The sequence below is a fragment of the Mycolicibacterium wolinskyi genome (genome assembly GCF_002101965.1).
GTDB lineage: Bacteria > Actinomycetota > Actinomycetes > Mycobacteriales > Mycobacteriaceae > Mycobacterium > Mycobacterium wolinskyi.
The window spans coordinates 312886-339289 of record NZ_LQQA01000005.1; the positions used below are offsets into that span (position 1 = coordinate 312886).

General features: G+C 63.9%; 29 protein-coding genes. 25 read left to right on the forward strand and 4 right to left on the reverse strand.

Translation table 11 applies throughout. The features are described from left to right. Positions 1–5 precede the first annotated feature (5 nt). From AWC31_RS03475 to AWC31_RS03540, 15 genes are all read left to right on the forward strand, one after another. The gene (locus tag AWC31_RS03475) at positions 6–1037 is read left to right on the forward strand and encodes a DNA cytosine methyltransferase (protein ID WP_085142731.1); all 1032 of its coding nucleotides are present in this window, start codon (positions 6–8) and stop codon (positions 1035–1037) included. Continuing rightward, the gene (locus AWC31_RS03480) at positions 1034–1831 is read left to right on the forward strand and encodes a DNA methyltransferase (RefSeq protein ID WP_207626283.1); all 798 of its coding nucleotides are present in this window, start codon (positions 1034–1036) and stop codon (positions 1829–1831) included. Before AWC31_RS03475 ends, AWC31_RS03480 begins: the two co-directional genes overlap by 4 nt. 314 nt (positions 1832–2145) lie before the next feature. Beyond that, on the forward strand, positions 2146–2772 hold the full coding sequence (locus tag AWC31_RS03485; protein ID WP_085142733.1) for a hypothetical protein: 627 nt from the start codon (positions 2146–2148) through the stop codon (positions 2770–2772). Continuing rightward, positions 2765–3403, forward strand: coding sequence for a helix-turn-helix domain-containing protein (locus AWC31_RS37630; protein ID WP_207626284.1), 639 nt, complete (start codon positions 2765–2767; stop codon positions 3401–3403). Before AWC31_RS03485 ends, AWC31_RS37630 begins: the two co-directional genes overlap by 8 nt. 10 nt (positions 3404–3413) lie before the next feature. Continuing rightward, positions 3414–3641 (forward strand): hypothetical protein, encoded by a 228-nt coding sequence (locus AWC31_RS03495; RefSeq protein ID WP_085142735.1) that lies wholly within the window; start codon positions 3414–3416, stop codon positions 3639–3641. Between the two features lie 87 nt (positions 3642–3728). Then, the gene (locus tag AWC31_RS03500) at positions 3729–4286 is read left to right on the forward strand and encodes a hypothetical protein (RefSeq protein ID WP_085142737.1); all 558 of its coding nucleotides are present in this window, start codon (positions 3729–3731) and stop codon (positions 4284–4286) included. 31 nt (positions 4287–4317) lie between these two features. Next, positions 4318–4635 carry a hypothetical protein gene (locus tag AWC31_RS03505; protein WP_085142739.1) on the forward strand — a complete coding sequence of 106 codons (318 nt, stop codon included), beginning with the start codon at positions 4318–4320 and terminating at the stop codon, positions 4633–4635. A gap of 286 nt (positions 4636–4921) precedes the next feature. After that, the gene (locus tag AWC31_RS37075; protein WP_165765902.1) at positions 4922–5284 is read left to right on the forward strand and encodes a hypothetical protein; all 363 of its coding nucleotides are present in this window, start codon (positions 4922–4924) and stop codon (positions 5282–5284) included. 1290 nt (positions 5285–6574) lie between these two features. Next, entirely contained in the window at positions 6575–7762 is a 1188-nt protein-coding gene (locus tag AWC31_RS03515; protein WP_110774889.1) for a hypothetical protein, read from the forward strand. Beyond that, complete coding sequence (locus AWC31_RS37310; RefSeq protein WP_165765903.1) at positions 7759–7899, forward strand: hypothetical protein; 141 nt, start codon at positions 7759–7761, stop codon at positions 7897–7899. Before AWC31_RS03515 ends, AWC31_RS37310 begins: the two co-directional genes overlap by 4 nt. Next, positions 7896–9293 (forward strand): replicative DNA helicase, encoded by a 1398-nt coding sequence (gene dnaB, locus AWC31_RS03520; protein ID WP_085142743.1) that lies wholly within the window; start codon positions 7896–7898, stop codon positions 9291–9293. The genes AWC31_RS37310 and dnaB overlap by 4 nt, the downstream gene beginning before the upstream one ends. 87 nt (positions 9294–9380) lie before the next feature. Next, positions 9381–10325 carry a hypothetical protein gene (locus tag AWC31_RS03525; protein WP_085142745.1) on the forward strand — a complete coding sequence of 315 codons (945 nt, stop codon included), beginning with the start codon at positions 9381–9383 and terminating at the stop codon, positions 10323–10325. Positions 10326–10517: 192 nt separating this feature from the next. Beyond that, positions 10518–11270: a hypothetical protein gene (locus AWC31_RS03530; RefSeq protein WP_234816704.1), complete on the forward strand. Its 753-nt coding sequence runs from the start codon at positions 10518–10520 to the stop codon at positions 11268–11270. A gap of 53 nt (positions 11271–11323) precedes the next feature. Continuing rightward, positions 11324–11761 (forward strand): NUDIX hydrolase, encoded by a 438-nt coding sequence (locus AWC31_RS03535; protein ID WP_085142749.1) that lies wholly within the window; start codon positions 11324–11326, stop codon positions 11759–11761. A gap of 70 nt (positions 11762–11831) precedes the next feature. Next, a complete protein-coding gene (locus AWC31_RS03540; protein ID WP_085142751.1) occupies positions 11832–12350 on the forward strand; it encodes a DUF2511 domain-containing protein in 519 nt (172 codons plus the stop codon). A gap of 207 nt (positions 12351–12557) precedes the next feature. Here the strand turns inward: AWC31_RS03540 and AWC31_RS03545 are convergent, their stop codons facing one another. Genes AWC31_RS03545 through AWC31_RS03555 form a run of 3 tightly spaced genes read right to left on the reverse strand, consistent with a single transcriptional unit; the run spans position 12558 to position 14108 of the window. Further along, positions 12558–13109: an Imm61 family immunity protein gene (locus tag AWC31_RS03545; protein ID WP_085142753.1), complete on the reverse strand. Its 552-nt coding sequence runs from the start codon at positions 13107–13109 to the stop codon at positions 12558–12560. Positions 13110–13112: 3 nt separating this feature from the next. Next, a complete protein-coding gene (locus AWC31_RS03550) occupies positions 13113–13583 on the reverse strand; it encodes an ASCH domain-containing protein (protein ID WP_085142755.1) in 471 nt (156 codons plus the stop codon). Positions 13584–13610: 27 nt separating this feature from the next. Continuing rightward, positions 13611–14108 carry a hypothetical protein gene (locus tag AWC31_RS03555; protein ID WP_085142757.1) on the reverse strand — a complete coding sequence of 166 codons (498 nt, stop codon included), beginning with the start codon at positions 14106–14108 and terminating at the stop codon, positions 13611–13613. Positions 14109–14571: 463 nt separating this feature from the next. Here AWC31_RS03555 and AWC31_RS03560 point away from each other — a divergent pair, with 463 nt between their 5' ends. The 9 genes from AWC31_RS03560 to AWC31_RS03600 all read left to right on the forward strand — a co-directional run bounded on the left by AWC31_RS03560 (position 14572) and on the right by AWC31_RS03600 (position 24080). Then, entirely contained in the window at positions 14572–15552 is a 981-nt protein-coding gene (locus AWC31_RS03560; RefSeq protein WP_165765904.1) for a DUF2637 domain-containing protein, read from the forward strand. Positions 15553–15754: 202 nt separating this feature from the next. After that, complete coding sequence (locus AWC31_RS03565; RefSeq protein ID WP_234816705.1) at positions 15755–16642, forward strand: deazapurine DNA modification protein DpdA family protein; 888 nt, start codon at positions 15755–15757, stop codon at positions 16640–16642. Between the two features lie 18 nt (positions 16643–16660). Next, the gene (locus AWC31_RS03570; protein ID WP_234816706.1) at positions 16661–17020 is read left to right on the forward strand and encodes a hypothetical protein; all 360 of its coding nucleotides are present in this window, start codon (positions 16661–16663) and stop codon (positions 17018–17020) included. Positions 17021–17109: 89 nt separating this feature from the next. After that, positions 17110–17643 (forward strand): AAA family ATPase, encoded by a 534-nt coding sequence (locus AWC31_RS03575; protein ID WP_165765905.1) that lies wholly within the window; start codon positions 17110–17112, stop codon positions 17641–17643. A gap of 100 nt (positions 17644–17743) precedes the next feature. After that, positions 17744–18148, forward strand: coding sequence for a Fis family transcriptional regulator (locus AWC31_RS03580; RefSeq protein ID WP_085142763.1), 405 nt, complete (start codon positions 17744–17746; stop codon positions 18146–18148). Positions 18149–18183: 35 nt separating this feature from the next. After that, positions 18184–21510, forward strand: coding sequence for a DUF8841 domain-containing protein (locus tag AWC31_RS03585; RefSeq protein WP_234816707.1), 3327 nt, complete (start codon positions 18184–18186; stop codon positions 21508–21510). Next, the gene (locus AWC31_RS03590) at positions 21510–22229 is read left to right on the forward strand and encodes a helix-turn-helix domain-containing protein (RefSeq protein WP_085142767.1); all 720 of its coding nucleotides are present in this window, start codon (positions 21510–21512) and stop codon (positions 22227–22229) included. Before AWC31_RS03585 ends, AWC31_RS03590 begins: the two co-directional genes overlap by 1 nt. Then, positions 22226–22903: a hypothetical protein gene (locus AWC31_RS03595; RefSeq protein WP_085142769.1), complete on the forward strand. Its 678-nt coding sequence runs from the start codon at positions 22226–22228 to the stop codon at positions 22901–22903. The genes AWC31_RS03590 and AWC31_RS03595 overlap by 4 nt, the downstream gene beginning before the upstream one ends. A gap of 160 nt (positions 22904–23063) precedes the next feature. Further along, positions 23064–24080, forward strand: coding sequence for a hypothetical protein (locus AWC31_RS03600; RefSeq protein WP_133060096.1), 1017 nt, complete (start codon positions 23064–23066; stop codon positions 24078–24080). A gap of 109 nt (positions 24081–24189) precedes the next feature. Here the strand turns inward: AWC31_RS03600 and AWC31_RS03605 are convergent, their stop codons facing one another. Then, the gene (locus tag AWC31_RS03605) at positions 24190–24669 is read right to left on the reverse strand and encodes a hypothetical protein (RefSeq protein ID WP_133060097.1); all 480 of its coding nucleotides are present in this window, start codon (positions 24667–24669) and stop codon (positions 24190–24192) included. A 618-nt stretch (positions 24670–25287) separates the two neighbouring features. Between AWC31_RS03605 and AWC31_RS03610 the strand changes: the two genes are divergently transcribed. Beyond that, positions 25288–26253, forward strand: a complete 966-nt coding sequence (locus AWC31_RS03610; protein ID WP_133060098.1) for an ESX-1 system-associated protein — start codon at positions 25288–25290, stop codon at positions 26251–26253. Positions 26254–26404 lie beyond the last annotated feature (151 nt).

Consider the following 26404-nt stretch of genomic DNA (forward strand, 5'->3'; position numbering starts at 1 on the left):
CGAGCATGATTCCCTCGTCGCACGTACCCGTCGAGGCCGGCCAGCTCCGGCCGAGTATCGTCCCGACTGTCACTGATCTGTTCAGCGGCGCCGGCGGGTCGTCTGAAGGTCTGCGCCAGGCCGGCCTGGACATTGTCATCGCCGCCAACCACAGCCCCGTTGCCGTCGCCACCCACCAGCTCAACCATCCCGACACCGAGCACCGGTGCGCGGATCTGTCCGAAACCGACTGGCGCACATTCCCTTCCACTCAAGTGGCCTGGATCAGCCCGTCGTGCGTGTGGCATGCCCGCTGCGGCGGCCGCAAACGCCCGCCAGCGCACGTAGAACGCCTGCGCGCCGACGCCGGCGCGATCGACCGCGCTACCGCGTTCGCCGTCATTGAAGCCGCCGAGGTGCATCGGTACCCGATCCTGTTCGTGGAGAACGTGCCCGAGTTTGCCGACTGGTCGCTGTACCCGTGGTGGCTGGATGGGTTACGCGCTCTCGGGTATGTCGTGCAAACGATGGTGTTGGATGCCGCGGACTTTGGTCACTCACAACATCGAATTCGGTTGTTCATCGTTGCGACCCTTGACGGTCTGCATATCGACCTGACAAGGCCAAAGATCGCGCCACGGTACGCCGATGCCATCGTGGATCCTGATCCCGGGTCGCTCCTTACCCGGCGTCTCTACGTTTCACCACAGATCGATGCGATCCAAGACCGTGACGTCCTGCACCTGGTGACCTACCGACGCAATGCCCGACCCCACCGTATTGATCGGCGCGCGTTGGCCACCGTCACCGCCGGCGGAAACCATCACGCTGTTGCTCTGGTTGATGGCAGCGGCCGGCAATGGCACCGGCTTCTCACAGACCGTGAGTGTGCACGCGCCCAAGGTTTCCCGGACAGTTACGAGTTCGTCGGCACCAAGTGGCCGCTGCCGGATCGGCACGCCCCGGTGAAGCGTCAGATCGGCAACGCCGTACCGGTGGGCATCGCACGGTGGCTGGGCGAGCGCGCCGCTGAGTCGTTGGCCGAGGCCGCGGCATGATCGCCCCCTACTACGTCGACGACCAGGTGACCCTGTACCACGGCGATTGCCTCGATGTGCTTCGCTCCGACGACTACGGGTACGACTGGAATCTCGGCTACCGCGAGCCACGGTTGTTCCCGGACAACAGCGTTGACGCCGTCGTGACCGACCCGCCCTATGGCATTTCGTTCATGGGTCGGCAGTGGGACCAGCCCGGTAAGTTCGGTTCGCAGCGTGGTGACGGCCGACCGCGCGGTGGCCATGCGAACTCGCGCGGGACGCACGATGCGATGGCCGCCGGAAGCTACGACCTCTCACCGGCCGCAATGCTCAACTTTCAACAGTGGTGCACCGCATGGGCGTCCGAGTGTCTGCGGGTTCTGAAGCCCGGTGGCCACATGGTGGCGTTCGGCGGCTCCCGCACATGGCACCGGCTGGCCGCGGCCGTGGAGGACGCCGGGTTCGAGATCCGAGACTCCATCGCGTGGCTGTACGGGTCCGGGTTCCCGAAGTCGCTCGACGTGTCCAAGGCGATCGATAAGGCGGCCGGTGCCGAGCGTGAGGTTATCGACACAGTCGCCGCGCGTATGCCTCAGGCACAAGCCGCGGGCTGGGGCAATCAGGGGGTCGACAACTTCCGCGATGCCCGCAAAGGCACTGTGGACATGGCGATTACCGCTCCGGCCACCGACGCTGCGAAGCAGTGGCAGGGCTGGGGTACCGCTCTCAAGCCGTCGTTCGAGCCGATCGTGGTGGCCCGGAAACCGTTGTCCGGCACGGTCGCCGCGAACGTGCTCGGCGCCGGACCTTGATCTCCACCTCCCAGATGCGATCGCTCATCGCTAGGCCACCGCCGGCTCGGGATACTGCTCCCAGATTCGGCCGTCGAGCTCACGGCCGGCCCGCTTGGTCCCCACACGCCGTGGCCGGATCTTTCGCTGGGAGAAGGCGATGGGCAGCACGCCGGTCGCTGCGTTCGACAACGTCGCCAACGATCTGCTGCTTGAGCTGGAGGAAGCCGAACAACGCCGGGAGGCACGATGAGCGAGCACACCGGACCTACTGAGGTTGCGGTCGCAAGTCAGGGACAGAAGTTGGACCGGACGGTCCGCACCCCGGAGCGTGCATGATGGCCAGCACTGACCTCAAGGCACTCATGGGCTCGCATCAGCGGATGATCGCCATCTGCCATGATCCCGATCTGGACGCCGACGCGAAGCTGTTCGCGCTCTGCACCGTCGCCATCATGCACGACATGATCACCGACGGGTCAGCGGAAGGACGGATCAAGCGAGGCCGTTGGCTTTCGGAAGTCTGTGCCATGACCGGCCGCGACGGCCACTGGGTCCGCGAGGTCATCCGCAACGACATCCCGCGCTACGCACCGCCCGAGCCGACCGGGTACTGCACCACTCCGATGGTCGGCCGCGAGGGCCTCTGCGGCAAGGGGGCCATCATCCGGGGAATCGAGCGCGACCCCTTCACTGGCGAGGGAACACCGTACGGCTACTGCTCACGCCACCGCAACCACGACGACGACTGGCGCATCCAACAGCAAATCAAGCAGTGGAACCAGAACGGTCGGCCCGAGCCTGCGCCGAATGCCGGGGGTGTGTTGCGCCGCTACATCGATATCGACTGGGCCCGTCTCTACCACTGGGCGGCTCCAGACATGACCCCTGCCGAAGTCGTGCAATCACCGACGCTGCCGAAGCCGAAACTCGTTGTTTTGCAAGGGGGTAAAGATGTCTGAACGGATTGAGAACAGCGTAGCCGCGACTACGGCCATTGGATCGGGGGTCTCAGCACTGAGTGCGGAGCATCGCGATCGTGCATGGCGTGACAGGTTCGATGCGCGGTGGCACTACGACTGGCTGGGCGGGTGGATTCGAACCGGAGACGACGATGAAGCCTCCACCTTCGGCTTGCGGCCGATCGAACGTTACGGCCCATTCACTGAGGACCGCGGCTGCCCAGCGGACGGGGCCCTGAGCACTCGGGAACGCCACGAGGTCGCCGCGGCGATTCGCCAGGCCGATACCGATATGCCGTTGACCGAGCCGTTCGATGAGCTGCACGACTGCATTCAGGCGGTCTATCTGCAGATGGCGGATGCGGCTATCGCAGCGCACCTGCGCGCTCTCAGCGCCGCCGGGTATGTGGTGGTGAAACTTCCTGAGCCGACGTATGTTTCGCGGTTCCAGGAGTCGGTGTGGGATGTTGCTGAATCGTCGGTCATCCTCGACCGCTGGAATCAGGTGAGCGTTCACCTTGATGACTGGGACGACGAGGGTCCGTCGACTGCAGAAGCCCTGGGATTGGCTGCGGCGCTGCTCGCGGTGGAACACACGCGGTCATCTAGCCAGCAACGCCAGGTCGGTTAGGAGCATATCGATGGGGTCTTTGAAGCCGAACGATTTTCGGGGTCGCACGTTTCGTGCCGGTGATCTCGTCGAGCTGCGTGAGGAGGCTGAGAAGGGGTTTCACATCGTGTACCGGGTGCGTTGCGTCTGCGCGGACGGAGCACTGCAACTCGACAATCTGTCAGGCAACAACGGCCTGACTGTGCCTGCCGAGGACATACATACAGATGTGTTCGCCGCCAGGGCCAGGCCTGAGTAGCACTCAGCGGATAGAGGGGGAGCGATCTCTTCATCTAGATGCGCGGTAACGCAGTCCCTGAGAACAGGATTGGAGATCCGAACAAACATGACAATCAACAGCACGGCGAAACAGGCCGACTACGCCCGCCGAGCACTCGCCCTCTACACCGACCGTGGTGGCTCAGTTGCTTCTACTCACGATCGGGGCGAGTGCGTAACTTTCAACGGCGGATGGCTGCACGCTATCGCCGCCGATGAGGATGTGTTTACGCCCGACTTCGTTACCGAGCTTCAAGTCAAGGCAATCGGCGACTCGATACGCCTCACGCGCGAGCAGCTCGGCCTGATCATCCCGTCAGCTGAACGGGATCCCGCCGTGGCAGGCCCGGGATACCTACACGAGGAGTATTCGGCCGGGCTCGATGATGATGACCGGGGCGTACTGCTGTACGTCGAAATCAGCGGCGGCTCTTTCACTGTCGATGGTCTAGGAATCACCACTTTGGTGTCTGACGTGGAGGGCGCCCTCACTGATGAGGCCGGCGGGGACTGCACAATTCGGGCCGTTCACCACCCCGATGACGCCTACGGCGCGCCAGGAACCCCGCTGCGCACCGCGCTCAATCTGCTCGAAGGATGGTGCGTTTCAGGACGACATCGTTGACGCCCGCAATGGAGTCCTGGAGGAGAAAGGCGTGGACTACGGCGATCCACGCGAGCGGCTGTACCGCGGTGATGACTACTCGCGCGCTACCTACTGCGGTGGTGTAGAAGCTGCGCGGGACGCGCTGGCCGCGGCCGGACGCAACACCTGGTTTCCCGAATCATGCTGCCACGGTGACGAGTATGTCGCGATCGCTGCACGCGACCTGATCGGCTCCGTCCCCGGCTGGACGTGGGACGCGTACGAGCTAGTGGCCCGCCCGTACGCGCAAGCCACCGAACGCAAGCTTCACCCTGAGGACCCTTACTGGCAGCTGCCGGCTGCCGCAGTGCCGGATAGGGGTCGCTGACATGTCCAACTCGGCGCGGGCCGCGCTGGTGTTCGTCGTGGGTGCCGCCTTGTCCGGTGGTGGTGATTGATATGTCCGGGGTCTCGGAAATTCTGATCGTGTTCGGCCCGGCGTGTCGCCCGCCTCTCATAACAGTTATGGGGAAAGGTTGGCGTTTATGACGGAGACAATTGGGTATGCCGACCGCCGGCCGCGTCGTCGTTCTAGTGGCGGTAGGCCATCTAAGGGTCAAAGGTTCCCTACCTGGGCGCTTCTGCCCACTCAGGTATCCGCCTGGGTCCGCGAGGTGTCCAACGCGCACAACAAGGTCGGGGCTTCTCAGGTCATCGCAGACCTGGTCTCAATTGCTGCTGACATGGACGAGTTCGTCCTTGCTCTCAACCAGCAGACACTGGACGGTCTGGTCCGCGGCGCCGACGATCCGCAGCTGCCGTTACACATGCTTCCCGATGATGGGAATACCGAAGAAATATTGACCCGGCTTCCACCTCCGGTGTGGGCGTGGGTCAGTGAACTGGCCGATCTTCACGACACCTCGCTCCGACAGATTGTGGGCGACGTCGTGTCGATGGCAGCGGGCAAACCTCGGTTGGTCCGCAAGTTGAATCAGCCGAAAGTGGCGAAGGAGGCTCTGCCACTGGCCATCTGATGCATCCGGGGCGCGCAGCTCCGACACAGGACATCTGAATACGTGGCTGGTTGTGGTTGATCCACCCCGAATAGACGAAGGCCCCACCGAGGGGGGCGGGGCCATGTCTGGACGGTTTGGAATCGAGTTCCCGCTCGATCCCCGGTTCGCCCACTACCGGCATCCCCGAAGGGACTTTTTGCTTATGCCAAGCGAGTCTCACGGTAGCGCACATATGGGACATTTTCCAGGTAGCGCTCCGTCACAAATTTATATATCGCCGCAGGTCGGCAAACGCGTGTCGCTTTTCGAGGCCCTCGGTGAGGGCCCGCGATGAGCGCGGCCGCGATCGAGTATTGGGCAGCCGCGCAGGCCGCTGTCACCGAATGCGCTGATCAGAATGCGCGCCTGCACTCCCGCAGCGGCAAACGCGTCGGGCACACCTGCCTACGCGCTACGCACCGCGACGACGCATTGACCGCGGGGGCGCGCCCCGCCGGCGCCGCACACTCCTCGTCAGATTTGGCGTCGACGCCGGGAGTGTCGCCGAGCCGCCCGGGAGCACGGCCTGTTACTGAGTCCGGACCTCGTACCGGTCATCTGGGTATGGCGCCCAGGTCGCTGGAAAGCGCTGTATCAGCGCCGGACTCCACATCATCTCGCCGCACGGGACGTGCGGCGGAGCTGGCCGTTTCGCACTATTCACGCGTTATGCCGCCGCTCTGTCCAGTCGTCGTTCTCCGAACCACATTTCATCGGCCAATGGCCTGGCCGGGAATTCAACTTCCAGCACAGGAGGTGGTGAACGCGCTCTAGCTGCCCGCTGAGGCGGGTTTGACAACTGGATAGAGGGATCGAACAGGCAGACGGCTCACAGCGGTCTGACGGGTTGTAAAACCGATTTCTGGAGCGCCAACTCCGGACATGAAATCCAATGCCCCCGAAGGGGATTGGAAATTGGTTTCTAAGCGGCCCCCCGGAGCGCCAACTCCGGGCCTCTGCCTCTGAGACCGAAGCGCCAACTTCGAATCTCGATCCCCGTATTAACGAGGAGACACCGTGCTAGGTAGTCCCCAGGATAGATGCTGTCCTGGACACAGTTCAAGATCTTCGAGCTGGGTTCCGCAAAAACAGCTCGCGAACTGCGCAGATGTAGAAGTTTCATCGGCGTGTCGCGACTGTGAAGTCCCCGCGCTCGACGTCGCCAACAATCACACCGCCGCCCCGCACCTTTCACGCAACAACGCGGCGGCCGAAGCGGCTCAACCAGGCCGTGATGCTCGGCGCCGAATTTCGCCGGATCGGCCCCGGGTGCTGAAATCCGATGCCCGCAAGGTGTTGGCGAGGGTGCAGGCCTGCGCGTCCGGTATGCGGCTGCGTGGGGCCCGTAAAGCGGTACTCGCCGCGGTGCTGATCCTGCTGCCGGGCCGACACAGCAGGATCACCGACGACGCCGTCCGGCTGTACCAGCTGGCGGATCTGATCGTGGAGGCCGGCGGGCGCCGATACTGCGACAAGACGATCGGCCGCGCATTGGCCTCGCTGGCCGACGATGAGCTCATCGCCTACACCCCGGCCCAGGGACGCGGCAATCGGGCTCTGGTGGCCATTCACAGCCGATTCGTCCACGACGTTGAAGTACTCCAGCGCGATGCGACCGGGAGGGTCATCGTGCCCGAATCCGTCACCTTTTCAGATCGCCATTCCTCTTATAGGCCAAAGGCCAATTACCCCCCTACCCCCCATAGCGCCGTCGAGCAGGCCGTGAGCGGCTCTCGACCGACCGGGGTAGAAATCCATCCCGACGAAGTCCGCGAGGTGTTCGCAGCACTGCCCGAGGCGTACCAGGACCTGAGCACCCGCACCCGCTGGCGCCTGGGCGGGCTGATCCGTCGTCAGCTGGCACGCGGATGGCTTCCCGAGCAGATCGTCGCGATTCTGGCCGCGCCGCTGCCTGGCGGCGTGAAATCGCCGTTGCACCTGGCCATGTGGCGGCTGGCGAAAAACCAGCCGGGCTCCGGACCCCGGCTGCGCCCGCTGCAGCAGGCCTGGGACACCGCTGCTGCGGCCGCCGAGCGGGCCCGCACTGACCAGGCCGTCGAGCAGTCGTTGGCCGAAGTCACCGAAGCCACCACCGCCGATCAACGCGCCCGCGCCTTGCGGGCGGAGGCAGCCCGATTCGGCACGATCACCAATCCCAAGACGGCGCTGATCTCTGCAGCCCGGGCCGCAGTGCGGCGCTTCCCGAACTGCTCGCTGGGCACTGCGTTGGCACGCTGGGCCGACACCGTCCTCGACGAGCAGCAGCCCACTGTCACCACGGAGCACCCGTCGTCGCCGATCGCACCGGATCTCGGCGTGGAGCTGGCGATCAGCGCGGTCACCGGGCACTGCGTGAGCTGCCAGTGCGCCCCGGGCCCGCTGCGCACGGACCTTCCGATCCCGGTGCCAGTGTGTGACTCCTGCTGGACCGCCAACGCCGACCAGGACGCGGCATGACAGGCCTCGTGAACGAGCTGGGCGCCCCGCGAGGGCGCAGGTATGCCGATCTGGCCACGTTGACCAGAGCTGAACCACGCGCTCAGCGACGACGCGCCGCCGAGACGGGCGACATCGACGAGGGGATGCCGGCATGACCGACCTCGACGAAGCGCCGGCCGGAGCCCGCCGTAGGCGTGCATCTGCCAAAGATGCTCCGCCACCGGACTACCGGCAGCCGCCACAGGATCTCAGCGCCGAACAGTCCGTGCTTGGGGGCATGCTGCTGAGCAAGGACGCGATCGCCGACGTGGTGGCCAAACTGCGCCCAGACGACTTCTACCGTCCCAACCACCGCAGCGTCTACGACGCGATCCTGGACCTGTACGGCAGGGGAGAGCCGGCTGATGCTGTCACCGTGGCCGCCGAACTTGATCGCCGCGGCCTGCTGAGTCGAGTTGGTGGCGCGCCCTACCTGCATACCCTGATTTCCACCGTGCCCACCGCGGCCAATGCTGGCTTCTACGCAGGCATCGTCGCTGACAAGGCCGTGTTGCGGCGCCTGGTGGAGGCCGGGACCCGGATCGTGCAATATGGCTACGCCGGCGCCGACGGCGCAGACATCGCTGAAGTGGTCGACCGAGCGCAGGCCGAGGTCTACAACGTCACCGAGCGGCGCGCATCGGAGGACTCAGCAGTCCTTGACGATCTGCTGCAACCCACCATGGACGAGCTCGACGCGATCCAATCCGGGGCAGGGCTGTCTCATGGTGTTCCGACCGGATTCGCTGAACTCGATGAAGTCACCACCGGCTTACACGGCGGGCAGATGGTCATCATCGCCGGAAGGCCAGGGCACGGGAAATCGACTCTCGCACTGGACATTATGCGATCCTGCTCAATCAAACACGGGATGGCCAGCATCATTTTCTCCCTGGAGATGAGCAAGTCTGAAATCGTAATGAGGCTGCTCTCTGCCGAAGCGCGGGTCAAACTCGCCGATATGCGCTCGGGCCGGCTCAGCGACCAGGACTGGACGAAGATGGCGCGGCGCATGGGCGAAATCAGTTCGGCTCCGTTGTACATCGACGACTCGCCGAACCTGACCATGACGGAGATCCGCGCCAAAGCCCGCCGGCTCAAACAGAAAACAGACCTGCGCATGGTGGTGGTGGACTATTTGCAGCTGATGACGTCGGGCAAGCGGGTCGAATCCCGCCAAGCCGAAGTGGGCGAGTTTTCTCGCAGCCTCAAGCTGCTTGCCAAAGAACTTGACGTGCCGGTTATCGCGCTGAGCCAGCTCAACCGCGGCCCCGAGCAACGCGTCGACAAGACACCCCAGCTGTCAGATCTCCGCGAGAGCGGCAATTTGGAACAGGACTGCGATCTTGCGATCCTGATCAACCGGCCCGACGCCTACGATCGAGACCACCCCAGAGCGGGCGAAGCTGACCTTCACCTGGCGAAAAATCGGCACGGACAAACCAAAACGTGCACAGTCGCGGCCACCCTCCACATGTCGAGTTTCCGAGACCTGGCACGCAACTACTAGCAGCAGATTAGGGTCTCACGTCTGAACGAAGGAAGGCGCGGTCTCACCTGCAGAGGACGGGCCCGACGTGGCGTGGAAGGACCAGCAATGACGTTCGTGATCGCGAAACTGACCGATCCTGATGCCGGGAAACTGACACTCGTATCGGACACAAAATTCACCGACCGGAATAACAACACCCTTAACAGGCAGACGCTGAGTAACCCCGGCCAGAAGGTCGTGATCGTTGACGACGACGTCGTCGTAGGCTTCGCAGGCGACACTCCCGCACCCGCAGTCAATCGGGTTGCCGAGCTTCGTGGCCGATCAGCTGATGAGATCGAAGACGCGTTACTCGCCCTTTCTGAGGAAATGAACCGAACGGCAGGTCTTTCGAAGAGCTTCCTGGTCGTTGTGCGCAAGCCCAATCCGCGGATAATCGTGATCCGTCGGGGAGAGCGGGAAGATCGAACCGCAATCCGGACCGGGTGGATCGGCGACCCTCAAGCTTTTAAAGCGTTCAGCGAAGTCTTCCAAGACAGTTCTGCGCCAGCCGATCTCGACGTCGAGAGACGATTTGTCATCGCCATGATTGACCTGGTCAGTTCAGGGGAGGTCGATACCGTTGGCGGATACCTTATTCGAGTGAGCGGAAGCAGCGACAAGCCCTTCCGATTCGCGTCCGACGCAGCCTTCATCATGCCCGACGACATCAACGGCACGATTGTCCAAACCCCGGAAGGGCAGACGTCTCTGGAGTGGTCATTGGCCGAGGGCGCCGATCCGACCAACCACCTCCAACTGTCAATTCCGGGCACCGGCCAGACATTTGGCGCACTGGCGCAATACATTCCAGAAGCCGGCACTGCGCGGCTACACACCCATGAACGGCCAGGGGATCCCGCAATAGCACTGGCGGTGCGGTCGCTCGATGAACTCGTCGACACCGCATCGTCGAAGTACGGTCAGTACCTCGATCCGACCGTTGCTCAACGCAGGTTGCAGGGAGATCGCCCCCCGCCGAGCGTGATGTATATACGGCCACATCGCTGAATGCCGCGAGCGGGACACCGCCTAATTCAGCTCACACAACACCGGAAGCCCACACGAAGCGAAAGTGGAACGGCGGCCGGGACCGAACTTGCCGAGCGTCCGGATCGTGGCAACAGCGCCGCGCAACCCTTGTGCGTTCACCGCATATTTGCGATGATCGCAAATATGGATAGGCGGGAACTCTGCGCACGGGTGGCTGATCTGGCTGTTCCGGTAGATGACCACGAGCTCGGCAAGCAGGAATTGGGTGAAGCGCTGATCGCCGAGGCGGATCAAGAGCGGGCGGATTATCTGGAATGGCTTCTCTTGTTCGACGATGACGATGAACAGGGCGAGGCTTGGGATGGGGACCCTGTCCTCCTTGCGTTAGACCGGGCTTCTCGACAGATCAATTGGTTGCAGAATCTCATCTACCGGCTCGTCGCCTATGCGCGGGAAATCCCTCCGCCAGGACATACGTACACCTTGGAGCAGCTAGCAGCAGCCGCTCGAATGTCCGTTTCAGGCGTGCGGTCGTGCTACACGGTGGGTGACATCGATGCGGCCGCAGAAAATCTCGTCACCGGGTCGAATAAACGTGGGGCGCCGGCGGATCGGGCTTGGGATCGCGTTCGGGTAACGCGGTGGCAGTGCCCATCGAGGGCCATGGAGGACGCACTGGACAAGTTGGTGGCCGAAGGAGCCGCCGTGGCGGGGCCTCCTGAGGAGCTGCGCGCGGGTAAGCCTGATTCGCAATACGCGATCGTCGACGCATTCAGCACGACCGAACGAGCGTATCTGCTGCCCAATGCCACCCTCACCAAGCTCCTGGGGGAGGAACTCTCCCGAAGGCCGGGGGCTCAGGGCCGCTCACGGCGGCCGCGACGAACGGATCCGGATCGCCTGCCACTTTCAAAGGAAAAGCAGCCACATCGGGCAGCAGCACACCAAGGAGATACCCCTTGACCATCACCGCAAATGAAACCCGCACAACCCCAATACCGAGCGGAGGGCTGACCATGGAGAACCCCCCAAAACATTCGGTCAGCGTCGCTGGGATAGTCGTCGATGATCAGGGCCGTGTCCTGGTGATCCGCCGTCACGACAACGGCCGGTGGGAACCTCCAGGCGGGGTCCTGGAACTGGACGAGTCGTTCGAAGATGGCGTACGCCGCGAGGTGCTCGAAGAGACTGGACTGCACGTTGAGGTTCAACAGCTCACGGGCGTCTACAAGAACTTGGCGGCCGGCATCGTCGCCTTGGTGTTCAGATGCAAGCCGCACTGCGGACGGATACGCCCCACAGCGGAATCGCGCGAAGTCCTTTGGATGACTAGGGAACAAGTCGCCGCAGCGATGACTCCCGCTTTCGCGATCCGTGCCATCGACGCCCTCGACGGCGGCGTGCACACGCGAGCTCACGACGGAACGAACCTCGTCGAACCGCACGAACTCTGAGGAAACTCGGCCGCCAGGCGTCAGGAACACGGTTAAATCTCCTCACCAACTGTGGGGAGGAACCGATCCGATGGCCAACGCAACACCGCGCCGCAACTACAAGAAGTGGATACTGATCGCCGTAGCGGCGTTCGCCGCGTTCCTCATCATCGGCAACATCGCCAACGCAGTCCTCTCCACAGACGAAGAGCCCCATCAAACAGCCTCACCAGACCCCACCACCACATCCGTGCCGACAACAACGGCACCAGCTCCCGCGACCACAGCGCCGCAGCCGGCCGCCCCACCAGCCGAGGCCCCTGGCCCGAACCGGCCCGCCGGCTACATCTCGGAGGACACCTGGACCGACGGGCCGTGGCCGTTCACCGTGTCCGACGGCACGCTCATGTGCGCCCCGTACGGGGTGGGAGGAAACCAGCAATCAGTCACATTCGTCACCAACCGCACGATGTACGCCATCAATGGAACCGCCAAGAGCACAAGACAATTCGAAGCCATCGAAGCGATCTGGAAAGACAACCCTGAGATCCCGGGAACCAAACTGGATATCGGTCCCGTCTTGGAAATGGGTCTGTCACTCTGCAATTAACCCCGTAGCCCGTCGGTCAGGAACACGGCCGGCGCGCAAGTGTCACAGTCGGCGCGCGGGACAGTCGGTGGTGGCGCACCGTTGGCGCGCAGGTCAGACACGGTGCAAAGCGCTGTGGCACACGGTATTTCAAGGAGGCGCGGTATGCGAGCGGACGTTCTTTATGGACGGCTGTGTTCGCGGAACATCCGCGCGGCGCACACCACGTCAGCGCCCCAGCGGCGGTGGCGCATAGCCGCCGGGGTGCAACAGGGGTGCGCCACTCTCGCTGAGAAATGAGGCCTTGAGATCGTGGACTGGCCACAGCAGCAGGTGCGACAGCGGGACCAGTGCGACAAGGCTCAGGGTGGGGTCGGGCGCTGCGGCGACCGGGCCGTGGTCGGTGCGGCTGAGTGTGCGGTACCCGCGCGTCATGGCGCCGAGTTCGAAGCCCGGGGCGAGTGCGTCGGCGGCCCAAGGCAGGGCGAGAAATGGCAGCCCGAGGTCTTCACGGATGTCGTCGGCGACCAGGCCCAGAAGGTAGCGCTCGAGAACCACGATGTCGGCGACGAACAACAGTGGGCGCTCGGCGGCGTGTTCCTCCTCGTCGGCCTGGGTGAGCTCAAGGCGTTCAGGACCGCGTCGGCGTATGAAATAGCGTGTGGCGGGATCGGTTTCGGATCGCAACATCACGGAGCCGTCGTCGGCGTTGGTCAGGCTGTAGTTGGCGGTAAGCGCCCATCCGTGACAGTCAGAACTCAGCTTGAGTGTTGTGGCCACGCCTTACGGTGCGGTGTCGGGGCATGAGGTGCAGATGCCGGTGTTGTCGGCGTAGGTGCGCCGCCAGGCGCACGGACCGAACAGGGGGTCGACGCATGCGGAGTACTCGGTGCAGCCGCATTGTCGGCATAGCCGTGGATAGGTCCACTGGATGCGCGTGATTTCGGAGTCGCTGCTGACGCTGTGATGGGTGGAGCAGAAGAAGTCGATGAAATCGGCCGGCGTCATCTCCGGGAAGCCTTCTGCGGTGACATCGCTTGTGGTGATTGCGCTCAGTGGTTCGCGTCGCACCGAGACGACGTCGACGGTGACGATCCGGTCGAGCGGCTCCCCGCGCCGGCGGCCGCGGACCTTCGGGCACAAGGTGAGCTGGTCGCCCGGGCGCAACATCTGCCAGCCGACGCGACGTGTGACGGTTTTCTGCCGGCGGCGCACGGCTTCGGTGGTCAGCGCCACGCTCATCAGTCTGGCCATGGTGGTCTCTTTCTGGGATGCGCTCGTTTAGGAGGGCTGGCGGCGGGGCCCGCCGCGGGGGTTTCGCGTGGCAATCCAGCGTTGCTTGAACGCTCTGACTGAGCTGCGGGTGTAGAGCCGTCGCCTGCCCGAGCTCGGGTTGTAGACAGGCTGAGGGAAGTCGGGATGGTCGTCGGCGAGCTGGCCGGCGCGTTGTCGCGACACGTTGAGTTCGTCGGCGATCTCAGTGATACCGATGAGGTCGAGATCCATGGGCGCAGGGTGGGAGGTCTCGGTGGCGGCGTCTGTGGTGGGCAGCAGGTAAAGGCGGTTCGGCTTGAGTAGTCCGGTCGCAGTGGCGGCGGTGTCGAGGGCCTTGGTTGCGGCACCTTGCAGGGTGTCGGCGTCAACCTCGAGAGTGACTTGTAGGCGGCCGGAGGTCTGGTCGTAGGCGAGATCCGCTGCGCTCAGTGCGTCGCGCAGGGCCGTGGTGTCTGCCGGCGTGAGGCCTGGCGCGGAGTAGGTCAGATGGGTTGTCCAGGTCATCGGTGCCGTTCCACGTTCTGGTTGCCTCATTGGTGGTGCGAGGGCGGTAACTATTGACAAGCGCAATGGTAGTGGCCGAAGGCAGTGTGTTGCCGCAACCGGGCTGTCGGGCATGGGTGAACTCCTTCTCGTTGAAAGGCCAACATCACCGAAGCTATAGACCAAACTGGCGTAAGGCAATAGTTACTCTTGACAAACGCTAGTGTTGTTGATGAAGATTGCGGTATGCCTACTTACGACTCCACCGTCGGCGCGGGCGCTGGCCGCAGGACGCAACGGGCGGCCACGGGTCGACGCCGGTAGGTATCACTGCCGCGACTGAACCATCGACTGGACCGACACCAACTGCTACGCTCCGGGCCATCGCCGCCCGAACCGCACGCATCCTCCTGTGCGCCAAACTTATTCGGGCCACTCGGCGCCGATGTCGCTCCAACCTCCACGTGAAGGGAAGCAGCTCGACATGACCCTCCTCCTCGAAGACGCCCCCACCCGCAACGGCAACATCCCGGTGCAGCCCACGGCCACGACTGCGCCGCCACAGGCGTCCAACCCCTCAGCCACGGTCGCAACGCCGACTCCCATCCAGTATCCGCCGGCCGCGCCGCCATCGAGCGCGCATACACCGGCTGATGCTCGTTGGTGGACAAAGCTTTTCAAGCGCCCGGCCAACCGCCCAGAACGGACACCCGAAGAGAAAGCTCGGGCAATCGCCCGCCTGTTCTGCCTGGCCTGGCTGCTGTTCGCGCTGACAGCCTCGGTCAGTGGGAACGTGCTGCACGCATGGATGACCGCTCCGCTCAACGTCAAGGTCGGCGCGGCCATCGCAGCCATCGTCTCGCCGATGATCATGCTCGGAGCGACCCACCTGACAGTTCTGCTGATCTCCACCCGCCGGCGCAAATACCGGAAGATCGATCTGTTCGTGTTGATACTGGTGATGATCGGCGCCGTAGGGGTTGCCGCGTGCGCGTTCACGATCTCGTTCTATTCGTTGCGCGACTTGATGCTCATCTTCGGCCAGCATCCTGACGTCGCGTGGCGCTGGCCAGTCGGTGTCGACTTGTCGATGATCGTTTCGTCGTTGGGGTGGCTGTCGCTTGCTGAGCCGCGGATTACTGAGACTGATGACCAGCTGGGCGGCCAGGCGCTGTCAGTGGCCCCCAGGCAGCTCGACGTGTCGGTGATCGGCCCCAGCGCGCCGGCCGAACGAGAACTGTGGTGGAAGGAGATCGCCACCATTGTTCGCGCCGAACTGATCAAGACCCCCAAGATCGCCGAACTGACACCCAAGCAACTCGGCGACCTCCTGCAGCGGATGTATGACGACGACGAATCAGGTCGCAGCACGGGTATGCACCACCGGGAAGTCAAGGCCATCAAGACCTCCACCGATGCTGTGCTGGCGCGCATCGCTGTGATGCCGCACATCGAGGCGGCGTAAAGCCACAGCGCGCTACCGCGGCAGCGGTCCAGTTGAAAGGTCCCCCGGGCAGGAACGCCCGGGGGACCTTTCACGTGCTGCGCCCCGCCAGGCGCGGTTATTGCCGTGGCACGCTGCCGGATTGGCGTTTTGTCGGTCATGGGAGGTAAGGTCGTCGGCGAAGAGCAAGCCAGACCGGCGGGCTCACGGATCCCTCAAGGGGATGATCTCGATGCCAACGGCACCTGTGTTTTATCTCGGCACGCACCTTGAAAGTTGGCTTGGCCATGCGGGTGTGCCCTTGTTCGTTTCGCACCGCAGGCTGGCGCGACGCAAGACGCTGCCGAAAGCCCAGATGGCGTGGGCTCTCGACAGCGGCGGGTTCAGTGAGCTTTCGCTGTACGGCGGCTGGCGCACCACTGCCGAGGAGTACGTGGCCGCGGTGAAGCGCTATGACCGTGAGATCGGCCAGCTCGACTGGGCCGCGCCGATGGACCTGATGTGTGAAGAGTCGATGCTGGCCCGAACCGGCCTCACGGTGCTCGAACATCAGCGCCAGACCGTTGCGAACTTCGTTCGACTGGAGCAGCTTTGGCACGACAGTGACGACCAATGGCATCCGGAGAGCCCGTTCATGCCGGTACTGCAAGGCGGCCAAAGCCCAGACAGCTACCTACAGTGCTGGGACATGTACGGCGAGGCCGGCGTGGACCTGGGTAACTACCCGCTGGTCGGCGTCGGCTCGGTATGCCGTCGCCAGCACACTTCTGAGATCCGCGACATCCTCGAAGCTGTCCGCGACCGCGACCCAGAGGTGCCACTTCACGGCTTCGGCATCAAAACGCTCGGCCTACGCCTCTACGGCGACCTTCTGGAGAGCGCGGACAGCATGGGGTGGTCGTACAACGCCAGGAAGAACCCGCGGCTGCCCGGATGCACCCACGCAAGCTGTTCCAACTGCCTCAAATGGGCACTGCGGTGGCGCCGCCGCATCGTTGCTGGCGAATGCGCCGAACACGGTGAACCCTGTGACGGAACGATCATGACCTGCCGCCAGCGCGACCTCTGGGCGATGCGTGAACGCGCCGCAGCCCGGGCGATGGCCAGCTAAACACCAATGGAGAAGACGATGACCAGCACCGACGCTCAGCCGACTTGCGTTCTTCCCGGCTGCTCGAACCCTGTTCACCAGCAGGGTAGGCCCTGTCAAGAATGCGTGGTGGCATTCGGCGACTACCTGCTGGCGGGAGAGGGCCCGGGCCTGACCGCCGAACAGCAGGCCGCCCGCGACCGCGAAACCATGCGCGGTTACGCGATGCATAAACCCAACATCGAGACAGCACCGGAAGCGATCCCGCCGCCGCGTGTTCGGGCCAAGCAAGAGCCTGAACGCAAGCAGAACCAAACCTGTTGGATGTGCGAACAGCGGCGCACCTGCACCAAACAAGAGCACGGCTGGGAATGCGACGAGTGCCTGACCATCACATGACCAAGGGGCTGCGATCCCCGGAGCCCTCAGTGGACTCAACAGGATTTGGCCCCGATATGCAGTCGGCTAGGCCGATTGGCGACGGTCGAATGTCGGCGGGCGTCGTTAACTTCGAGCGCGCCGACAAGGCACAGGCGGACCGCGGACAGATTGAGAGAGGGCAGGTCGTGCGCGACCAGGTACTGAATACCTTGCAGGGCCTGCCTGGGGCCGGCAAGTCGACGTGGGCAGCGGCGTGGTGCGCCCAAGACCCGCAGCATCGGGTAGTGGTGAATCGTGATGGCATTCGGTTCGAACTGTTCGGCGCGTACCGCGGCCTGTCGGACGAGCAAGAAGCCGTGGTGTCCGACATCGAATTCTTGCGTGTAGACCGCGCGCTGGGCGCGGCTCTATCGGTGGCGGTCGATGCGACCCACCTCGAAGCGCCACATCGCGACCGATGGGCCACGCTGGCCGACCGGCACGGCGTGCGCCACGAGATCGTTACCCTCAACACTCCGTTGGCTGAATGCCTGCGCCGAAACCGGGCCCGTGCAGCGGCCGGCGGACGATTCGTACCCGAGGACATCATCATGCAGATGAACGCCACCGCGGAGCCCGCCGGTGAAAGCAACACTTGCTAGTGACAGAAAGTATTACTTTCACAATTCGGAAAGTAATACTTGTTTCGGTGGGCGCCAGGAGATAGAGTCCTGGTGTGCGAAAGGCATTCGAGGTGACGGCATGACGGCCATCGACCCCGCTGCATCCCGGATCCAATCCGCCGCAGAACTGGGCGCCGAATCGTTCGCCACAAAGATGGCCAACTCCTCACTGGACGCCGCGATCGATGTGTGGCTGAAACGAGTCGCCCAGCGCAAATACACACCGACCCAACGCGCCAGGCTGCTCAAGGCGGTTGAGCGCGGCACAGCGGCTGAAACTGTGGAGATTCAGCTGACCCGGGCGGCATTGTTGCGAGCAGTCGGCCTCGACGAGGGTCCTGCGGCCTCCGCTGCGGCCGCAGCTGGAGCCACGTACGCCGAGATCGGCGCAGTACTTGGAATCTCAGGTCAAGGCGTGGGACAGAAAGTCCGCGCATACCGAGACCGCAGCGCAGAAGGAACGCGTTCGGGCGGGCTGTCATGACCGCGAAGGCCTCCGTGTCACTCGATCGTCATGTCGTGATTCTCAATGGGGCAGGAACGTTCACGCCCAACGGAACTCGGCTCACCGGCCCGGTCACATCCCTGGACAAGCTGGAAACACTGATCACCTACGTCGCGGGCAAGGGCCTGCTGCGACCCTTCCCGCCCAACGCCGCCGGCGACATGGCACCGGCGCGGCTATGGTTTGTCGGCGATGGCGGCCGGCTGCTCGTCGGCGCCAGCGACGGATCATCGGCCGAGGACGTTGCGGCGCAGGTTGGCCCGACCCTGGCCCCGCTGATTAGTCGCGGCTGGGAACTCAAAGGCGCCCCCGAGGGACGCTTCGTTCTCACCGGCAGCGTCGCCCACCCCGAAGCCCGCCCGCAACACGTCATCGTGGAAGTGGTGGTGGAAGCCAGCCCTTGGCTGGGCGGCGGCACCATCATCGACGATCAAGTTGAACTCGGCCGTCGCTTGACCGCCTGGCACGCTGCGCTGGGAGTGCTGCCTGCCAGCAGCCCGCACGGCTCCGGAGCGGTGCTGCTCGACGACATCCGGGCCGCGCGCATCGCCCGTCCCACCAAGAGTGACAAGTCGGGGGATAAGAAGCCTGCGGCGGTATTGACTGAATGCGGCGAACTTCTCTCCGGGGTCACCGCCGAGTTGCGGATCCAGCCTGCATGGGCCGGCGCACCGACGATCGTCCAACAGCAGCAGCTCGATCAAGCTGTCGACCTTGCGCTGCTGGAGCAGAAATATCCACACCTGGCCTCAGCCGGCATGATCAGCCTCGGGTACGGCCGTCCGCAGCGGCTACGAGGGCAACAGGCCGCCGACGCCGCGGCCGCCGACAAGCGCCCGTTCGGCATGTGGCGGGTGTTGCTGCCGGCCGCCGAACAGATCGACCAACCACAGTGGCTTCCCTCCCCCCACCCCGAGATTCAGGCAGGACAGGCGACGCGGGCGTGGGTGAACACCGAGGACCTGGACAACCTGGCCAAAGACGTCAGCTACGGCGGCGCCAACCTGAGTGTGGACCGCCTCGATATCGACGCCGCGGTCGTGTGGCCCTACCAGGCCCGGCTCCTGGACACCTGGACGGAGCGGCTGCGTGACGATGCGCTCGCAGCCTTCGCCGGCGACCCCGCGCTGTGCGCTCTCGTCGAAGAGGTTGCCCGGGACTACACCACGGCGATGGGCGATCCGGACAGATGGACCCACGACGACTGGCGCCACCACTATCAGCCGGCCCACGCCGCGGCCATCGCTACCCACATCCGATTCCGCGGACGGCGGGTGGCAATGCGAATCTCCCGGGAGTACCGAGTGATGCCGCTGTACGTGCACGGCCCCTCATCGATCTATGCACTGGGCATCGAAGACGAGACCAAGAATCCGGTTGACCTGTCCGACAAGCACACCCGACTCGGACGGGTTGAAATCACGCGCCGCGTCGAGCTGGCCGATGACACGGTCCTCGCGCTCGTGCTGGCCGAAACGCCCAGCCAGGTCGCTGACATCCTCACGGCCGCCTTGGATGTACCTTCCGCCCACGACGAGCTCGCCGCCCCGGCAGCCCGCACCGACACCACCACCCACGGCGGCGACGAAGACTCGTCCCACGATGAACAGACCGGCACCAAAGAGAGCGCGGAGCCGGCCGAGACGGCCACCGATACCACCGCCGCAGCCACGCCGGCCGAAGCGACCACACCCGCGCCGACGAAGACAGGCGGAACCGCCGCACGACGCAAGAGCGCGGCCCCGGCGGCCAAACGCAGCGCTCCGGCCGCCGCGGTCCTGCACACCGACGGGCTGTGGCTGCCCGAAGGCACCTGCATCGCCACCTCAAACCTGGGCGAACTGACCCACGTCGGTCACGTCGCCAACCTGGCCTACACCTACAACATCGGCTACCCCTTGTCGCAGGATTACGCTGAGGCAGGCCAGATCTGGGTGACCGAAGCCGCCTGCAGACACTTCGGCATCGATGTGACAGAGCTGGCCGAAGCGCGGCCGACAAACCGGGTCAATCTGCTGCACGAAATGACCGAGAACATCCCGTTCGTCACCGATGCCGTGGCTGACGGCTGGCGTCTCGGCGGCAAAAAAGACGACAATGCCGTTGCCCGACTGGGGGCTTGGACGCGGGTGTTCCGCGACGACTCGGACAAAACTGCCGTGCACGTCGTGCTGATCGCCGGTTTGGACACGGCGCTGACTGTCGATGATGAGCCGATCGACGACGACGATCCCGGAGAGGACCTCGACGCGAGAAAAGGCATGCCGATCCTAAGGGGACGGCCAACCCCGGCGCAGGTAGCTCGGCGCCTGCAACTTTTCGCTGACGCGCTGGGTTTCCCGTACAAAGTCAGCGACCGCGTGACCGGGCTGGACATTCTGGAGCAAGCCCGCCCGCGACCGTCGAAGGACGACAAGGGCTGGACCGTCCAGGACTGGAAGAACATCGTTCTAGCGCCCTCGACCACCGAATTGCCCTACGGGCTGGGCGACGTGGAACGTGACTATACGGTGTGGTGCCGGGTGCCGACCGCCGAAGAACAGCAGTGCCTGTATGTGCACGCCTACGATCGCAGCGGTTCGTATTTCGCGGCCCTGGGTTCGGTGGAGATGCCGATCGGCGACCCGGTGCACTACCCAGGCGGGACCAAATTCGATCCGCGCTTGCCGGGCTTTTGGTTGGTGAATATCCCGGAGAACGCGAACAGGTTCATGCCTCATCTGCTCAACCCCGGCGGGCACTACTTCACCGGGCCCAAGTGGGTGACCACTGACCGCCTCAAAATGGCTTTCCAACTCGGGTATGACGCCGACATCCAGGAAGCCATCGTGTGGCCGCACCACAGTCGAGTGCTCCGTTTGTGGGTCGAGCGGTTCTCCCATGCCAGTGTTGTCCTCGACATCGACGATCCCGACGCCCAGGCCGCCCGCAACCAGTCGAAGAACGTTCGCAACAGGGGATTCGGGGCGATGCAATCTGCCACGTACATGAAAGACAAGCAGGGCTTCTTCCCGGCTCGGTGGTATATGGGTGTCGGCAAAGCCGGCGCGGTCATCGCCTACCGCATCAACGACATCGGCCAAAAGGCCAAGCGCTGGCCAGTGGCCGTTGACCATGACTCCGTGCTGTACGTCTCCAATGACCCCAACCCCGAGACAGCGTGGCCAGGCGGACCCGCGACGTGGGGCCGCTCGTTCGGCAAGTACAAGCACGAAGGATCAGCCCTACTGGCCGACCAGCTCGAGTTCCTCGACGGCAACACCTACCGCGGCAAAAAGCACCTGACCCCGCCTGACCGGTGGCGCGAACTGCTCCCGACCCTGACCAACGGAGGCCAGTAATGGCACCTCGCCGGCCACGCAAGATCAACAGCAGCCACCTCGTCGACTACGGCTCCCCAGCCAACCGAGACGTCAACATCGACGCCGCGTCCAAAGCGCTGCGTGTTTCGAAAACCGCTGTCCGCAAAGCGATGAGGCAAGAAGTCGTCAGCCTGCGCAGCGTCATCTACCGCGGGATCACCGGGCGCCGCGACGCCGATGTCGGGGAACTGACCAACGTCATGGGCATGCTTCAAGCCGTCTACGGCTACGGCCCCCGAGGATCGAAAGTCAACGCGAAAGCAGCAGCCGAAGCGCTCAACGTTTCGGCTGCCACAGTCCGCCGGTGGGCCAACGGGAGCCAACAGCCCTCCCCAGATCACCTCAAGGCGATCAAAACAGCGGCACGCCAAGCCGCGAGCACCAAAGCCGGCCGCCGCGCCGCCACAGCGATCTTCCGCAACAGCGATCGCGGCCGCAAAGCACTTGCCGGCGGCGCCAGAACCAGAATTCACATCAGCGGCTATCAGGGCCCGGAAAACTACGCCTGGGAACGCGACCGCGACGTCAGCAGTGACCCAGTCCCTGCCGCTGAGATCGAAGCCCTGCTCCGCGCCTACGAGGAAGGTGGAGACAGAGGCTTCCTCGCCTACCTCACTGACATCATGAATCGGTGGTATCTGGGCGAACCCTGGGAATTCGCGACGATCAGCGAGTTCTGGATCGGTGATTGGAGATGACCAACCAACCGCCGATAGAGCCGGTGCCAGGGCCGCGGTGGACTCGTAAGCGGTTCAACACGATGCTTTCCGACTGCTACGGCACCAACGCTGCAGGTGGTATCGACGTCGACGCGGTCGCCGAATATGCCGGCGTCACAACTACTACCGTGCACCGATGGATCGGCAGTGACGATGCCCCCAACAGCCGCCACACAGCAGCCCCGGCGGCGCGCATCACGCAACTACAGCGCGGTCCCGACAGCGTCGAAAGCATCAACGAAGGAGCATTCGAACGCGCACAGCTGGTCCTGGCGAATCTCGACGATGACACCTACATCCTGCCCGCCTGGCGAGAAAGCGGCTGGCTCAACGAGCACGCTGTGGTCATCGCCGAAGTCAACAACAAACCGTGGCGGCAGGTGATCGTGACCAAAGCCAACCAGCGAGCGCTGGCCGAGATCCGCCGGCGATCTGTCATCGTCACGGTGCTTGCCCTGCCCACCCGTTTCCACGCCCAGATCCTCGCCCACGCCGTGATGATCCGGCAGCAAGAATGGCGTGTGCACCCCAGCGTCGAACAGCTCGCCAAGGGCCGCACACAGGTATGGATGGCCGACGCCCCCGCAGTTCCGTTGGGGACCCTGGCCGATCAGATCGGAGTCGGGCCCGGGCGGCCCCTTAGCTCACTTTGACGCCTGTGTGAAAAGAGTGCTTCCACAGAGCATCCTGCTTGTCGCTGCCCCTGGCTAAGCTTTGCTGGCAAAAGACTTGGAGACGGGGTAGGGCGGGATGTGGGTCGCGAGCGTTCGTGGATCGTTTCGTCGGTCGGGGTGGGATTGCAGCACGGTGTTGATGGCGACTGCACTGGGTGTCCTTGTTGTACAGGCCGCGCTACTTGTGCAGCTCGGCGGCGGACCGGTGCTTGCATGGGTGGTGGTAGCCGCCCAGTTCGGCGCGTTCGCGGCCACCTGGTGGGCGGTACACCGAATGCGCCGCGAGGCAGGCGGCGATGGCGTGAAGGTCCTCGCATACACGGGCGGCCTTTTCGCGGTGTTCGGCCCAGCTTTGGTGGCCGGAGTGATCAACTGGGTTCGGCGGCCCGACTGTGTTGACGCTCCTAATGCTATTGCCTCAGGCGGATTCGATGTGGTTGACCGGGTACTGGTCGCGGTGATCGCGGGATTGGTACTCGCCGCGCTCCTGCATGTGCGTGAGAAGCAGGAGAATGAACAGGTTTCCCGTGTTCCGTCAAGGTCGTCCGTGGCGCTCCTCGCCGCCGTGCTCCTGTTCGGCTGCAACTTCGCCGGCACCTCGTATCGCCTCGTCGCAAGTGTTGAACCGTGGTGCCAGCGGATTACCGGCAGCGCGTTGCCTTCTGGTGTGGGAACGGCCGTTGATGTCGTGTCTGGTTTCCAAGAGGAGCTCGCGTTCACCGGTTTCGCCCTGGCGCTCTTCCTGTCCTCGCGCTGGCGCACAGTAGCTGTCGTGGTGGCGATAAACGTGCTCTGCCGTTTTGTGTTGCACCTGTACTACGCCGATCACCATTCGGTCTGGTGGTGGCTGGGATGGGTGGTGATCTGGTCGGGCGGCGGCCTCGTCGCCGCGGTCGCGGTCGGCCGACAGGCCTTGAGCCGCGGCATGCCCTTCACATCGCTGGTAGCGGCCTATTCGATTGGCACAGCAATTGCGCACAGCGCCTACAACCTGTCGACGGCCTTAGGCAGGTTCATAGCCATGCCGGTCCTGCTGGCCGTGGTGGTGATGCTCGTCGGCGACGGCAGTCGCCCATGGCATGCACTGTGGTGGTTGCAGAGGCCAACAGCGCCGCGGCAGAGAACAGAGATCGACGCAATAACAGACTCTGAGTAGGAGTCACTACCTGACCTGCAACCGCAACGAGGCCGGACGCGGGGACGGTGTCGGCGCTGGAGCTGCGAATTTCTGCGCCAGCCTCTTGGGGGTGAAATTGCAGTCCGTCTTACCTGCGCGCGAGGGCCGCTTGTGCGCGTTCAATGAGGACTCGGTCGTCGCTGGCGGATCCCACATCGGCATACGTGGCGGGCTCAACCAATTTGAAGGACTCCTGTTTGGCTAACGGCAGAGCCGGGCGGAACGCGTCGGGGGTTGGTAACCCCCATTCGTCCCCCATTAAGTCTGCCGTTGGCCAAACACAGGAGGCGTCCGATCCGGGCCCCCACGACGGCTTCCGGTGCGGTGAGGGTGCGAAGAAAGTTCCTTCCGCAGTGAAGATCCAGGTCGTTCCGCCGTCACGCATTCGCTCCGCATCGAACACCTTCACCTCGCGCATCGGAGTTCCTGGGCTCCCCACGTACATCCGGAAGTTTCTGTAGTTGCCATCGGTGGTGACAAGGATCGACACATCCCCAGCGCTGTTGACGCAAAGGTACTCAACACGTCGTTGAGCCGGGCCGTTTGCCGTTCCGTCGGCTTCAATCATGGTGCATTCCTATCACTGACGGTTGGTCTACGGGCTGACACGCCAGAGCGGCCGTGGAATAGCGACGGACTCGAAATCGCCTCTAGCCGAGGCGTTGCGGAACAACCGGCTGAGGGTGCGCCCCGCCCGTGCTTCGAGGTGATCTCTACCGGAGCGCCGTCATCGTTGACCTGCTCGGCCAGGGAAAGGAGGTTCTTGCGGGCGTCGCTCGCGGTGAGCGCGATCTCCGACCTCCCACGCATGACTGCTACCAAAAGTTGAGCCGCTGGAGGTCGTAGTGGTTGTCGGGCCCTCCCGTACACCGAGTTGGTGCCCGTGATGGTGGTTGGCGGCGTTGATAATGACTCAAGCTTCCGGATCTGACTGGACGCGCTGCCTCCATTCGTGGTGGTGATGGTGGTGGCGTCGATGTGTGAGAGGTGTGTGTCGATGAGCGTGCCCCCTGGGCCGGGGTCACCCGGCAACATGCCACCGCGGCCGCAGGGGTGGGGTGGCCCGCCTGGGCATTCGGTGCCGCCGCCGTACGGTGTGGGGTATCCGGGTCAGCCGGGCGGAGTGCCGCCATGGGGAGCGCAACCGCCGAACAAGCCTGACAAGACGAAATGGATCCTCGGTGGCGTGGCCCTGGTCGCCATCGTCGCCCTGGCGATCGTGGCCACGTTGTACGTCACCCGAGCTGATGGCAGTGCCGGTTCATCGGGTGCGCCCGGGCCGGGCGGCTCTGGATTCGCCAGTGCCGACGACGCCGGGCCGGCCGGCATCATCACCGACGACTCCACCTGCGAAGCGTGGCGAACGATTTCCCATGACATGGAGGCGGTTTCTGATGCCGTCAAGTGGAATGAGCAGGACTATTCGGTGCCGGCGGCACAGTGGAATGCCGATCAGCGCAATGCGTTTGAGAAAAAGAGCGCGTCGTTGGGGAGTGCGGTCCCGAAGGTGGAGAGCCTGGCCAAGCAGACCCCGCATCGGGTCATGCGCGAACTCTATGGCCAGTACATCGCCTACACGCAGGCGTGGATCGACGCTGTCCCAACGTATTCGGCAACCGATCGCGACAGTGTTGCCACCTCAAACCAACTCTTCACCGTGCTCAATCGTGTATGCGATGCTATCTACTTCCGCGCGGCGCAGCAGCTCGCTCCGCTGATTGCGGCCGCGGCGCCGCCATCGGATGTTCAGGCGCTACAAGGTGAGGCACAACCGGCCACCGAGCCGTTCATGAACCAGGGCGACGCCAGCTGTGAAGACTGGAGGGCCATGATTGATCGTTTCGAACAGGATTCACGTATGAAGGCGTGGAACGACCTTGATCCCAACGTCCGGGCCAGCGAGCGAACTCCGGAATACACAGCGGTCGTGGACGCTGTCCTGCCGGTGTTGGGCACCTACGCCGATGACATGGAACGCCTGGGCCGCCAGAGCGGCAACCCAGTCTGGGAGGACTTCGCCGTGACGGCAGCGCAATACATGCGCGCCTACATTCAGGGTGCGCCCACCTATCGGCCCGCCTATGGCCTGTTGTCGCTGACCTCGACCATCCTGGCGAATTCAGTCAATTGGGCCTGCAAGGCCCATGCCTGAAGCCCGGAGTTCCACCCTGGTCGTCCGTGGGCCCTGGGTCATACCTGGCCACTGATTCGGAGAAACCAGGCGGCCCCGCCGGTGTCTGCGCTGTACTCGCATTCGCTGTTGGTGCAGAGGGGCTGATTGAATGATGGTTTGGCGGAATCGG